Origin of the sequence: Pseudomonas sp. RGM 3321, from assembly GCF_022836805.1 — a bacterium.
Classification (GTDB): domain Bacteria; phylum Pseudomonadota; class Gammaproteobacteria; order Pseudomonadales; family Pseudomonadaceae; genus Aquipseudomonas.
Map to the genome: position 1 here is coordinate 119,011 of NZ_JALHBH010000107.1, position 13,772 is coordinate 132,782.

Annotated in this window: 7 protein-coding genes; 3 read left to right on the top strand and 4 right to left on the bottom strand. The window is 58.1% G+C overall.

Going from position 1 to position 13,772, the window contains the following annotated elements:
• Positions 1–70: 70 nt before the first annotated feature.
• Positions 71–5,308 (top strand): DUF6543 domain-containing protein, encoded by a 5,238-nt coding sequence (locus RGM3321_RS12525; RefSeq protein WP_244393298.1) that lies wholly within the window; start codon positions 71–73, stop codon positions 5,306–5,308.
• A 43-nt stretch (positions 5,309–5,351) separates the two neighbouring features.
• On the opposite strand, the gene RGM3321_RS12530 is transcribed toward RGM3321_RS12525, so the two are convergent.
• Positions 5,352–6,503 (bottom strand): acyl-CoA dehydrogenase family protein, encoded by a 1,152-nt coding sequence (locus RGM3321_RS12530; protein ID WP_244393299.1) that lies wholly within the window; start codon positions 6,501–6,503, stop codon positions 5,352–5,354.
• Between the two features lie 3 nt (positions 6,504–6,506).
• Positions 6,507–7,604, bottom strand: coding sequence for an enoyl-CoA hydratase/isomerase family protein (locus RGM3321_RS12535; protein ID WP_244393300.1), 1,098 nt, complete (start codon positions 7,602–7,604; stop codon positions 6,507–6,509).
• Between the two features lie 278 nt (positions 7,605–7,882).
• Here RGM3321_RS12535 and RGM3321_RS12540 point away from each other — a divergent pair, with 278 nt between their 5' ends.
• Both RGM3321_RS12540 and RGM3321_RS12545 read left to right on the top strand, forming a co-directional pair.
• On the top strand, positions 7,883–9,562 hold the full coding sequence (locus RGM3321_RS12540) for an MFS transporter (protein WP_244393301.1): 1,680 nt from the start codon (positions 7,883–7,885) through the stop codon (positions 9,560–9,562).
• Positions 9,559–10,716, top strand: a complete 1,158-nt coding sequence (locus RGM3321_RS12545; RefSeq protein ID WP_244393302.1) for an HlyD family secretion protein — start codon at positions 9,559–9,561, stop codon at positions 10,714–10,716. The genes RGM3321_RS12540 and RGM3321_RS12545 overlap by 4 nt, the downstream gene beginning before the upstream one ends.
• A 181-nt stretch (positions 10,717–10,897) precedes the next feature.
• On the opposite strand, the gene RGM3321_RS12550 is transcribed toward RGM3321_RS12545, so the two are convergent.
• Together RGM3321_RS12550 and RGM3321_RS12555 are read right to left on the bottom strand one after the other, a co-directional pair.
• Entirely contained in the window at positions 10,898–12,514 is a 1,617-nt protein-coding gene (locus RGM3321_RS12550; RefSeq protein WP_244393303.1) for an inorganic phosphate transporter, read from the bottom strand.
• A gap of 116 nt (positions 12,515–12,630) precedes the next feature.
• On the bottom strand, positions 12,631–13,650 hold the full coding sequence (locus RGM3321_RS12555; RefSeq protein WP_002552763.1) for a transporter: 1,020 nt from the start codon (positions 13,648–13,650) through the stop codon (positions 12,631–12,633).
• Positions 13,651–13,772 lie beyond the last annotated feature (122 nt).

Consider the following 13,772-nt stretch of genomic DNA (forward strand, 5'->3'; position numbering starts at 1 on the left):
GCTGTTTCCTTTACCTCGCCACGCGCCCGCACGGAATGCGCGATGAGGCTTTATCCGAAGGAAACAGCACATGTCAGCAGCACTTCCATATTTTTTCAGCGACTCTCTGCGCGTACGATTCACACAAGACATTCAGGACGCAATCGACAGCTCTCGCATCAGCCTGGATGAGGGCAATTGGCTGCGGCTGTTGAATGCCGCGAACAGTGGGTCGGCTGCTGATGAACGCGTTCCAAGAGCCGACCGGCTGATCATAGGCGACGGTTCACCTGACAACGCCGAACTGGCAGGGGCCTTGTTCATCAGTGACCCTGCCAGAACTGCAGCGCCTGTTTTTTTGAGTACGCTGGCCTTCGGGATCGAGCGATTCGAGAGTCGCAGCTCGCTGCTCGACACGTTGCAGCAGCGTTTCAATGAGGTCACCGCGATATCGACGCTCGAGGCAGAGCGCATTGAGGGCTCACTTTTCGAAGCGCGAACGCTGGCTGTGATGCGTGAGCAGGCCGGGCATCTGGATAATCTGTCGGTGCAGTTGCATAACCTGCCTGACCTGAGGGCTGCGGCAGGCAAGGCCTTGCAGACAGTTTTATCGCAGAAGGGCTTAGGCAGCCTCGACGATTTCAGCCAGCTATTGCAGCTTGTCGATACCGAGGCCGGGACTGACCCAAGGGCCTTCTCGGTCGTCGGCACTCAGTATCTGGCTGATGCGGCTGTGCAGGCATTTTCCGCGGAACCACGCCCGGGAAACCTGATACGGAAATTTATGGACGCCAAGGGGCTGGCCTTGTCTCAGGCACAGACGAGCCTGTTCGAGCAGGCGCTGGCTGACTCTGTTTCCGAAGTCAGCGTTGCTTACGAACAACTGCTGTCTGACTACTGGATGTCCAGACGGCAGGACGGGCATTCAGTTCGAGACTTTGTCAGCCATGCGCTCGCGGAGTGTTTTCGTCAGCATCTTCTATCGAGCAGGGCACATGGCACGGTGACTGAGGTTGAGTATCGTTGTTTGCTCAGCCTGTTGCCTTCGAACCCTGACGCTGTTGATGCACAGTCGGTACGTGTCCGACGTCTGTCAGTCGCGGTGGCCGACCAGGAGCCGGTAAAACTGGTGGGCATGTTCCTGATCGATTTTCCCGCAGGAGAGTCGTCGAACGTGTTTCTTTATTCCTCGCTACAGGGCGTTTTGCGCTTTGGCGATCCAGCCCTGGCAACTGCATACGTGGTGAACGATCCCTCGCGTGCCGGGCTGTTGGCTTATTCATCCTTGAACGATCACCTTGCCGTCAGGGGCCAGGGAGAAGTCGAGCTGCACCAGGATGCGCTCAGCGCAGCTTTTTTCTGTGAGTTCGTTGATTCGGTCATTGCTTTGCAAAAGCGTAATTTGCTTTATGTGCTGGAACTGCCCGCCCTTCATTCCGAAGAAAATCCGGTGCGGGTCGATGATGCGCTGGATATCCGCAGGCTACTGGACGGTCGGCTGCCGAACCTGCATGACGCAGGGCGCTGGCACCCGCAGCCGCTGGCCTTCGATCAGGTCTGGGGAGCGTCTGCACTGGCTGACACGCGGCAACACCCGGACTTGGTTTCCGAGCGTTCCTACAACTGGATTGCCAAGCTGAAGAAGCTCGATGTGTTGCTGGGGCACGTTGATGTTCTACATGCCGGGGTGGATGGCTGCATGCGCCATGCGCTGAACCGATACCTGGCTGTGTTTGGAGGAGCGCCGCTGGATGCACGGAGGCTTTGGGTCTTGCCGGCTGCAGCAGACGCAGTGCCCGTGCGCTTGCTTTCGCTGGCGCTTGACCGGGTTTGCGGTGACACGCAGGCGTCGCTGTCAGACGGCGTTGTGGTTGCAGGACTGGTTTCTCCGGTTATGGAGCAGCCGGTGCACCGTCTGCCATTGGCATTGCTCGAGCACATACTGGTCTGTGTGCAGGCGGATTTCCCCCGCCGACTCGAGGAGCAGATCAGCGAATTCTATTCACGGTCGATTCGTCCTTTGAATCGCTGCGTGCGCACCGGTGACCTGTCTGCGCTGGTTCGGGATGACATACTGCGCCTGGAACTGCTTGTCGAAAAGCGTATTGCTGTACTTCCCGAATCAGTCATCGAAAACGTTCAGCAGCTACTGGACCGGCCGTTACCACGCCTCAGGGAGGCACTGGGTGAAGCGCGTGTCGACGCGTTTGCCGTTTCAGTTCAATACGCCCCTGAGCCAGAAGCGATTCAGGTGCCCAACGTATTCGTGGTCAAGAAAACGCGTGCTGATAGCCAGCCGACTCTGTGGATACTGAGAAAAGGGCTCATACTTTTCGAAACACTGCAGGCACTTAAGGAGTATTTAGCCGCGCGATTGGCAGGCAGTGAACTGGTTTCCCACTTATCGGGCGTTTTTGCCGAGCCGGACAGGCAGACGCTGCTTGATCGGCGTGCCAAAGCAGGCAGGCTTGATCTTGAGGTAGGTCTTAAGCACATTGACGGGCATTTCATCGAGGCGTTGCAACAGGGGGAGATAAAGCGTCAGCGAAGCACTGCGGCCTATCTTTACCAGCAGGCACTGGCCTGGCGGCTGCCGTCAGAACTTTTTGTCAACGTGCTGGGAGCAATAGAGCGCGATGACCGCAATCGCCAGGCCCTCAGCTACCTGGCCGTTGCGATTCAGTTCATCATTTACAAAGCCATCGTGCCCTCATGGATCAGCAGCGCGTCGAGGGCCGATCAGATAGTTCTGGTGGATGCCCTGCAGCGGTTCTATGTGACTTGTGTCGGGAAAAAAGATTTTCTGCTTGATATCCCCAGCCTTTACGAATACTCCTGCGAGCAATTGAAAAGCAGGTTTGAAACCGATTTCACCGAGCCTCGTCCTGACCCTGAAAATGTCCGGGTTACGCTGACGCATTATGTTCCTGCCCCGGTTGCGCCGGGGCAAACGCCTCACTCGATACCTGCGGCCACGCAAACCGCAAGCGAAAACCTTGCCGAGTATGCTATCAACCGTTTCCTGTCCCGGGAGGACGGAGTCATTCTTCTTTCGTCCTGGGACGATCAACCGCTGAATGCGTTAATGACGCCTGCTTATGTTCGTGATGTAGTCAGGTCACTGGACCTCGCTGCGGGTTATCGCAGCATGCTGGACTCGGCGCTCGCCGTGACGGCTCCAGACTACCCCGAGCGACGCAAACTGTTCGTCGAACAGGTGCCCTCGCTGGATATTCTTCGAGCGCTTGCGCTCAGGCTGAAGAACGAACTGTCCGAGCAAGCCTATCGGGTCATCGAAAATGTATTGAATATGCCCGATGCACTTGCACGTTTACCTGTCGACGGCTGCAAGATAGGGGTGAGCCCATTGCAGCTGCTTGCTGCCAGGGAAGGCTGGGAGCCGACCGTGGTCCTTAATACGTACCTGATGGGGCCATTGGAAAATCAGCCGGGACCTTGGGTGCTGTACGCGCCGCTGCACGACGACTTTGTTTTCAAGGAGTACCCGGACAAGGCAGCGCTGCTGCAGGACATACACACCTCTGCAAGCCTTCAGACGTACATGCTGGACCGTATTGATCCCGATTTGCGCAAGGTCTACGACAACGGCGGCTTCGCGGAGCCGCACCTGCCTTTCAGCGCAGAGTCCTCTTTTGATATGCCCTTTGAAAAACCTGCACCGGTAACCGTAAAGATCAATCCTTATGAGGGCAATTGCCTGTTGCTGATGTTCAAGGGCGCTCTGGATATCCTGAAATTACAAGTGCAACAGCACAGTGTCACTAACGTCGAACATCGCAGTGCTTCGTCCCGCTACCTGTTCACGCTGGGTGCCGAGCAAGTCATGGCGCTGATGCCGGGCCGTCTGGGCGCGCTGATCGGAATCATTCAGGGACAGACGTTGTTGAATCTGTCGGTCATCTCTGCCGGGGATCAGAACTGGGGCAAGGCTCTCTCGGAATTCATGGCTGCGTTGAGCGTGATGATTTCTTCCAGACAGACGCCTTCGGCTTTTACATCACGGATAACTGACGAAGAGGGCGTTTTATCCGAGGAGGCTGGCCTGTCTGATGCGCTTGTACAACTGGACGGCGGGACCGATAGGCCTGATGTGGCCGGATTTTCCTGGGGCAACAGCTCACTGACGCAGCAGATACGAGAACGCTTGCGCGAATTCGAAGTCCGTGACATCGCTTTGTCCGCGCTGCGAAAGGACGAGTTGTTAAGTATTTACCGCCATCCGGTCACAGGCAAAATATATGCAGCCATCGATGGAAAAACCTATGAATTGCAATCCGATGAGAACGGCTGGTTCATTATCGCAGGTAACAAGATCGGTCCTTCTGTGGTACTGGATGCCAATCAGCAATGGATACTTGACATCCAGGGTGGACTAAAAGGTGGGGGTGCCGCGCTCAGCCGCTTTGACGGCAGCCTTGTGGATGATCTGGTTGAAGAAACCATGATCGTCAACGCTCGCGGCATGCCCGAGATTCGACGTTCTTACCGGGAAATGGCCCAGTCCATCGAAGATGGGCACGCCCAGGCTCAGCGCTATCTGGAAAACTGTCTGGCCAACCTGACCTGGCGATTGCCAAACGGAAAGGTAAACCCGAGAACGGAAAAAATACTCGTCGATTTTTTTACTCACGAGGACCCGGACGAGCGACTGTACGATGTTACCAAAAGGGCTGTTATCGACCTTTATCAAGAGTTGATGGATCCTTCGCTGTCGCCCATCGATTCTGCGCGCTATGTCGTCGGGATCAATCGAGCAGGTCACGAGTCGTCCCATGCGTTCATTTTCAAGGAAGATTCATTAAGACGGGTTTTTCTGACCGAGCAGTTCTTTCGTCTGCCTACCTACCGGCTGAAACTCAGCGCAATACGTTCGGGGCAGTTCAAGTTTGGCCCGCACTATCGTGCTTCTATCCTGATTCATGAGTTGTCTCACTTGGTGCTGAACGCCGACGACATTGCGTATGTCGACTCTCAAGCGCCATTTATAGATCTGCTTGAAGGTGCGCCGATTTATCGACTGCACATCAGGAACGAGCTGATTTATCAGCAGCAGAAAACCCTCTCCTTTCACACTGATCGCGACAAACTGTTCAAGCAGCTTGATGACGAGGCCTGGCGAGACTTGAGACGAAGGGACGGTAACGGCAAACAGACCATTCTGAGTATCACCGGCAAGAGAACGCTGGAAGAAGCACGTGATGTGTTTTATAGCGACGTCCACAAGCGCACCGACATCATGCTTAAAAACGCCGATTCGGTCGCATTGCTGGTGACTTTGCTTGGGCGGGAACGATTCACTGCGCGATGACGGCATGCCCCGACGGCAGCCGTCGCCGGGGCAGTCAGTGTGGTCAGACCAGATAGTGACGCAGTTCCCGCGCAATCAGCAGGCGCTGGATCTCGCTGGAGCCTTCATAGATCTGGGTTATGCGCACGTCCCGGTAATAGCGTTCGACAGGGTAGTCTTCAAGGTAACCGTAGCCGCCATGAATCTGAATTGCTTTGGAGCACACCCATTCGGCCATTTCCGAGGCAAACAGCTTGGCTTGTGATGCTTCGGACAGGCAGGGCTGGCTGGCGCTGCGCAGACGCGCAGCATGCAGAATCAATAATCGCGAGGCGTTGATGCGGGTGTGCATGTCGGCCAGCAGGTTGGCGATGCTCTGATGCTCGATGATCGGTTTATCGAACTGCACGCGTTCACGCGCGTAGGCCAGCGCGGCCTCGAATGCGGCTCGGGCGATGCCCAGCGCCTGTGCCGCGATACCGATACGACCCCCTTCCAGATTGGAGAGGGCAATGGCAAGGCCCTTGCCTCGCTCACCCAGCAGATTGGCAGCCGGGATTCTGCAATTATTCAAGGTCACCGCACAGGTGTCAGACGCCCGGATACCCATCTTGTGCTCGCTGCGGTCGACTGAGAAGCCGGGGTTCTCGGTAGGTACCAGAAACGCTGAAAGGCCCTTTTTGCCGAGTTCAGGGTCGGTCACGGCAAACACGATGGCCAGTTTTGCCCGTTTGCCATTACTGACAAACTGTTTGGCACCGTTTATGACCCATTCATCACCTTGTAATTCGGCGCGAGTCCTCAGGTTATGTGCTTCAGAGCCGGCATGGGGTTCGGTCAGACAGAAGCAGCCGATGGCGCGGCCAGTGGCAAGTTGTTCCAGCCAGGTGTGTTTCTGCTCATCTGTCCCGTAATTGAGGACGGGACCGCAGCCGACTGAGCTGTGTACGCTCATCAGCGTTCCAGTGGCAGCGTCAGCGGCGGAAATTTCTTCAACCGCCAGCGCGTAGGCGACGTAATCGAGGTAGGTGCCACCCCATTGTTCCGGGACCACCATGCCCAGCAAGCCCAGCTCACCTAGCCTGGCGACCAGCGCGTCATCGATCCACCCGGCCTTTTCCCAGGCCTGGGCGTGCGGCGCGATTTCATTGCGGGCAAAGTCGCGCGCCATGTCGCGAATCATTACCTGCTCTTCACTCAGTTCAAGGTCGTGCACGGTTCAATTCTCCAGACCGCTGAAGAAACTGTGCACATGCGCGCTGCTGACTTCCTGCGCGCTGGCGTGTTTCCATTGCGGCTTCTTGTCTTTATCGATGATGAGGGCACGTATGCCTTCGATCAGATCACCGCTCTCGAACCATTGACGGTCAAGGTGCAGTTCCATGGCGAAGCAAGCGTGTAACGGCAAGTGACGGCCGCGACGCAGCATTTCAAGTGTCACGGCCATTGCCAGCGGCGAATGGCGTTTCATCCGGTCGACGGTGTCCAGCGCCCATTCGCGGGTCTCGCCGATGACCACCTCTTGCAGTTGCTCAAGCATGCTGGGGATGTCCGGCAGGGCGAAAAAGTGATCGATGGCGGGTCGCAGGATTTCCAGGGGCGGGTAGGGCAGGCGCTGGGTCGCCAGCTTGGCCAGGGCTCCCTGCAGGTCCTTGAGCGGCGTCGATTTCCATTTCAGGTGGTCGAGCATATGGTCGAGGCGCGGCAGCATTTCGCTGTTCATCGACCAGTTGGCAAGCCCGCAGTACAACGCATCGGCAGCGCCGATCTGTGACCCGGTTACGCCCAGCCAGGTGCCCAGTTCGCCTGGCAGTCGCGACAGAAAATGGCTACCGCCCACATCCGGGAAGTAGCCAATGGCAACTTCCGGCATGCCGAGCCGACTGCGTTCGGTGACTACGCGCAGGTCGGCACCCTGAACCAAACCCATGCCGCCACCCAGCACCAGACCGTCCATCAGGGCCAGTACCGGTTTGCGGTAACGGTGAATCGTCAGGTCCAGTTCATACTCTTCGGCAAAGAATGTGTGATGAAGGTCCTGCCCGTTCTGATGACTTTCATACAGTGAACGGATATCGCCGCCGGCGCAGAACGCCTTGCCACCTGCGCCGCGCAGAACCACGGCATGAACAGACGGGTCATCAGCCCAGCGATCAAGTTGCAGGCGAAGCAGGCGGACCATGTCCAGATCGATTGCGTTCAGGCCTTCCGGGCGGTTGAGGGTCAGGTGACCGATGTGGTTACGCACGTCGACAACGATCGAATCCCGGCTGGTGGGCTGTCGAACCGGGCGGGCCGATGAAACCTGTGAACTCATTCTGAACTCCTTGTTCGGTTGCGCTTTCTTCTTGTTCGAGTTTTGTTGGAGCTTCGCAGAAGATCCTAGCAGCGCAAATGTGCAAAGCAAAACTGCGTTTAAGCATAGCCTGAAGTTTCAGAAAACCACCATTTAGAGCGTCTGCGTGGGAACTAAGCGTTGCTGCACTTGAAGGGCTGAGGCGAATCGTTATCTGCTGATGAGTATTATGACTGTCATTAATGTCACAGAAGGGAATTCTTCGGGTAGACCCATGAACGCCTCAATGACCGTCCTGTATGACCGATAAATATGCACCGCGCGAGTGGGCTGCCCACGAGCGTCCGACCATGCCCGGCTCGCCTTCGACGCCGCTGCATTCTGACGCGCGGCGCTGGTCATTTGCTCTGGTGGGTGTGATCGTCGCGCTGACCGGCGGGCTCGGTAACGCGCTGGTGGTGGCCAACCTGCCGTATCTGCAGGGTGCGCTGGGGGCAACGTCGCAGGACATTGCCTGGCTACCGGCCGCCTACATCATGACCAACGTGTCGATGAACCTGTTGCTGGTGAAGTTTCGTCAGCAATTCGGCTTGCGCGCGTTCACCGAACTGTTTCTGGTGCTCTATGCACTGGTGACGCTGGCGCACCTGTTTGTCAACGACATTGACTCGGCCATCGCGGTGCGTGCGGCGCACGGTATGGTCGGCGCCGCGCTCAGTACCCTTGGGCTGTACTACATGATTCAGGCTTTCCCGCAGAAGTGGAGGCTCAAGGCCTTGGTTCTCGGGCTTGGCACGGCTCAGTTGGCGACGCCGCTGGCTCGTCTGGTGTCCGAAGACCTGTTGCAGATAGCCCAATGGCGCGGCCTGTATCTGTTCGAACTGGGTATGGCGCTGCTCTCGCTGGGTTGCGTGCTGATGCTCAAGCTGCCACCGGGGGATCGTTTCAAGGCGTTCGAAAAGCTGGATTTTCTTACCTTCGGTTTGCTGGCTACCGGCTTTGCACTGCTGTGCGCGGTGCTGTCGCTGGGGCGTATTGAATGGTGGCTGGAGGCGCAGTGGATAGGTCTGGCTTCAGCCGCCTCCATTGTGCTGATCTGTGCAGGACTGGCCATCGAGCATAACCGCAGCAATCCGTTGCTGATCACGCGCTGGCTCGGCAGCGGGGCGATCCTGCGCCTCGGCCTGGCTGTTATCCTGTTTCGCGTGGTGCTGTCCGAGCAGTCGGTGGGCGCTGTAGGTTTTCTTCAGGCGCTGAACATGGGCAGTCAGCAACTGCACACGCTGTACCTGGTGATGTTGCTGGGCAGCGTGGCCGGGTTGGCAACCAGTGCGCTGACCATCAATCCTGCGCACCTGATCAAGCCGTTGCTGATCTCCCTGGCGATGATGGCCATCGGTGCATGGATGGACAGTCACTCGACTAATCTGACCCGGCAATCGAACATGTACCTCAGCCAGTTTCTGCTGGCGTTCGGTGGCACGTTTTTTCTCGGTCCGACGCTGGTGCTGGGGATCAGCGGGGTGCTCGCCAACCCGCGCAACATGGTGAGTTTTTCGGTGTTGTTCGGGATCACACAAAACATTGGCGGCCTGATCGGGTCTGCTGCATTGGGCACTTTTCAGATAGTGCGCGAGAAGTTTCACTCCAGTCATATCGTTGAGCACCTGACCCTGATCGACCCTCTGGTTCAGGCGCGATTACAGAGTTACGGCGCCAGTTACAGTTCGGTTATTGCCGACCCGTCGCTGCGCAACACCCAAGGCATGCGCGCAATGGCTACGGCTGCGACCCGAGAAGCCAACGTGCTGGCCTATAACGATGTGTTCATGCTGATCGCCCTGATTGCCGTGCTGACCATGATCTGGATTTCAGCCCGGGTCCTGTGGCTGAAAATGACCACTCAACCTCTGGCGCTGGCACCTGTAGCACCTGCCGCTTCGCCTTCCGCATCCAATTCCGGCGTTAAATCTTCATGAACGAATCCACGACCTCAGATACAGAAACAACCCGCAGTGCGCCGCCACCGGCACCGTTGACGTCCCCGGTGACCAGCAAGCCGCGCTCGACCCGCAAGCGAGTCGTGTCTTCGGTGATCTTCGCTGCCGTCGCACTGACCGGGGTACTGGTTGTGCTGTATGCCTGGCAACTGCCACCGTTCGCGAGCGCGATCGAGAGCACCGAGAACGCCCAGGTAAAGGGCCAGACCACGCTGATCGGGCCGCAGTTGAGCGGGTATGTGTACGAAGTGCCTGTTCAGGACTTCCAGTTCGTCAAGGCCGGCGACTTGCTGGTGCGTCTGGATGACCGTATTTATCGCCAGCGCCTGGATCAGGCCATTGCGCAACTGGCGGTACAGAAAGCCTCGCTGGCCAATAACCTGCAACAGCGACGCAGTGCCGAAGCGACCATCGGCCAGCGCCAGGCTGAACTGCAGAACAGCATCGCCCAGAGCCGCAAGAGCGCTGCCGATCTGCGTCGCAATCAGGCACTGGTGACCGATGGCTCGGTATCGAAAAGCGAGCTTGATGTGACCCGTGCTGCCGATGCGCAGGCAAACGCTGCGGTTGCTGAAGCCAGGGCGGTATTGCAGATAGCCCGCGAGGACCTGCAAACGGTGATCGTCAATCGTGGCTCACTGGAAGCTTCAGTGGCCAATGCGCAGGCAGCCATCGAACTGGCGCGCATCGACCTGGACAACACTCGCATTGTCGCCCCGCGTGACGGGCAGTTGGGGCAGATCGGCGTGCGCCTTGGTGCCTACGTCAACTCGGGCGCACAATTGATGGCGCTGGTGCCTGAGCAGCGCTGGATCGTGGCCAACATGAAAGAAACCCAGATGGCTCATGTGCGCCTTGGCCAGCCGGTAAGCTTTACTGTCGACGCGCTCGACGGCCACGAGATGCGTGGCCACGTACAACGCATTTCGCCTGCCGCAGGTTCTGAATTCAGCCTGCTGCCCGCCGATAACGCGACCGGCAACTTCGTGAAGATTTCCCAGCGCATCCCGGTGCGCATCGTGGTCGATGCCGATCAGCCAATGCTGGAGCATTTACGGCCGGGAATGTCGGTGGTGGTGAGTATCGACACCAGCGTAGAGGGTGATGAACCACCGGATCCTGAGGCACGATAATCTCACCACCCCTATCGTGCGACGCAGAGCCTCGCGACCTGCATTCCCACGCTGGAGCGTGCGGAACGATAATCGCAACTATCGTGCGGCGCTCTGCGTCGCATGCCTTTCTGGACGCTCCGCGTCCTCTTTGCGACCTGTATCAAGACTTGATGGCAGCAGGCACCGCTCACCAAAGACCTCAAAACAGCTTACTGAAAACCCAGTACAGCGAACCCGAAAGCAGGATGGCAGCCGGAAGGGTCAATACCCAGGCGGTGGCCAGATTGCGCAAGGTACGCATTTGCAGGCCTGAACCGTTGGCGACCATCGACCCCGCTACCCCGGATGACAGCACGTGGGTGGTCGATACGGGCAGCCCGTACATGTCCGCCGCGCCGATGGTGAACATCGCCACGACTTCTGCCGACGCGCCTTGTGCGTAGGTCATGTGCGTCTTGCCTATGCGCTCACCTACGGTCACGACGATGCGTTTCCAGCCGACCATCGTGCCCAGCCCCAGGGCAATAGCGACCACAATCTTGACCCAGGTCGGAATAAAACGCGTCGCGCTGTCGATCTGCCCTTTGAACGCATCGAGCTTGGTCTGCGTATCGGCGTCGAAATTGCCTACCTTGTTCTTATCCATCACCCGGATGGTTTCCGAGGTCAGGTACATGTCGTTTCGAACGTTGGTCACCGCTTCCGCAGGCACCTTCGAGAGCGAGCCGTAACTGGCGACCTGATTGCCGATCTTGCCGGTCATGACCGCCAGCGCAGGGATCAGGTCGGGACCTGCCTGTTTGCTGACCAGGTAATCCGACAGGGTCTGCCGCGAGTCAGCCGGGGCAGGCAGGGGAACACTGCGCATCAGTGCCTGTTGGGTGACCTCTGCTACCGCGCCGAACTGAGTGGCCTGATCGGCCGGCATGGTGCGGTTGAGCGCATAGGCCATCGGCAGGGTACCGACCAGAATCAGCATGATCAGCCCCATGCCTTTCTGCCCGTCGTTGGAGCCATGAGCGAATGAAACGCCGGTGCAGGTCATGATCAGCATGGCGCGAATCCACAGCGGTGGCGGCGCATTGCCTTCTGGTGCCTTGTACAGCGCGCGGTTCTTGATGAACATGCGCATGGCCAGCAACAGCAAGGCGGCACAGCCGAAACCCACCAGCGGCGACAGCAACAGCGAGTAGCCTATTTTGGTCGCCTGAGACCAGTCCACGCCACTGGTGCCGTCCCGTCCGTGCATCAAGGCGTTGGCGATGCCGACACCGATGATCGAGCCGATCAGCGTATGCGACGAGGACGCTGGCAAGCCCAGCCACCAGGTGCCCAGGTTCCAGATGATCGCCGCTATCAGCAGGGCGAAGATCATGGCGAAGCCTGCCGATGAGCCGGTTTGCAGAATCAGTTCCACCGGCAGCAGTGCGATGATGCCGAACGCCACCGCACCACTGGAGAGCATCACGCCGAGAAAGTTGAAGAACCCCGACCAGACCACCGCAAAGCCGGGTGGCAGGGAATGGGTATAGATCACGGTGGCGACCGCGTTGGCGGTGTCATGGAAACCGTTGACGAATTCGAACCCCAGTGCAATCAGCAACGCTACGCCCAGCAGCACGAACGGGGTCCAGGTGGTGACCACCGTGCCCATGTCGTCGACATCCTGCTTGAGGCTGTAGCCAGTGAATAGCAGGCCGGCGATGAGTATCGCGAAGAAGATGACCATGGTCAGTCGACCCGGTTTGCGCCCGAAGTGAGTTGCCGACAGGCCCGCCCGGCCCGTCGCATCGGGAGAAAGTGCGTTTATAGCCATGTTCGCAATCCTGATTGAAAGAATATTGACATGGTCATTGCAAAATGTGACAGAGATGCGACATGCGAGTAATCAGTGGCCTTTTGCGCCAGATTTCTGACAACCGGCAGGCCGGGTCAATAATCGCCCCGTTTGCGAAACGCCCAGCGTCCCGCGACCAGCGTAAACGTCGCGACCAGTGCCACCAGAATCCAGAAGCCTTCAGGATCGGAAGCCAGTGGTACACCCCCCACGTTCATGCCGAAAAAGCCCGCGACAATGTTGATCGGCAATGCCAGAACCGTTACCACGGTCAGGGTAAACAGGGTTCTGCTGCTCTGTTCGTTGAGGTTGGCGGCGATCTCTTCCTGCAACAGTTTGATGCGCTCGCCCAGTGCCGTGAGGTCGTTGATCACCAGCGAGGACTCTTCGATGGACTGACGCAGCGCCTGGACATCCTGCTCGCGCAGCCATTGCGGAGGTTTATGCAACAGGCGCATCAACGAACCCGGTTCCAGCGCCAGCAGACGTTGCAGTCTTACAAGCACCCGGCGCATGGCACCGAGTTCGGAGCGATTGTTGCTTAGTCGCTGTGAAAGCAACTGGTCTTCAATGCGGTCGACGTTGACGCTGGTCTTGCGCAGAAACTGCGTCAGCACTTCGCCTTGGTCGCTCAGCAGGTGAGCGAGCAGTTCCAGCGGTGAATCGAACTGTTCGCCGCGTTTGACCGCTGAGCGCAACTTGTCTACCGAACGCAGTGGCTGCAGCCGGGCGGTGATCAGCAAGCGCTGGCGGGCGCAGACCCACAAGGTCGAGATGTCGGTCGAGAGCCTGTTGAAATCGAACACCACATCGTTGACTACTGCCAGCAACGTGGCGTCGACGTGCTCGATCCGGGTGGAACGCGAACCCTCGTGCAGGGCCTCGAAAAACTCTTCCGGAAGGTCCAGATGGGTTTTCATCCAGCGCTCGCAGGCTGCGTGCGACAGGTTCAGGTGCAGCCAGATGAAGTCGTTCTCTTCGGGAGGGTTTTGCAGGTAATCCAGCGCGGCGGCCGAACCGATCTCCTGGCCACTTTCAGCGTGGCGAAAACGGAAGCCGTAGAGCAGACCGAAAAGGTCGGAGTCCTGATGGTGGTGAGCAATACTGTGGTTCATGGCTGTCCACGTGCGGCCTGGCCCGGGCAGGGAGGCGAAGGCCGCATGATGACAAGGCGTTATTTCATATTTGTGACAGCTTGTTGCCGGGTGTGTCATCTGCCACATGAAGAAACGGCCGC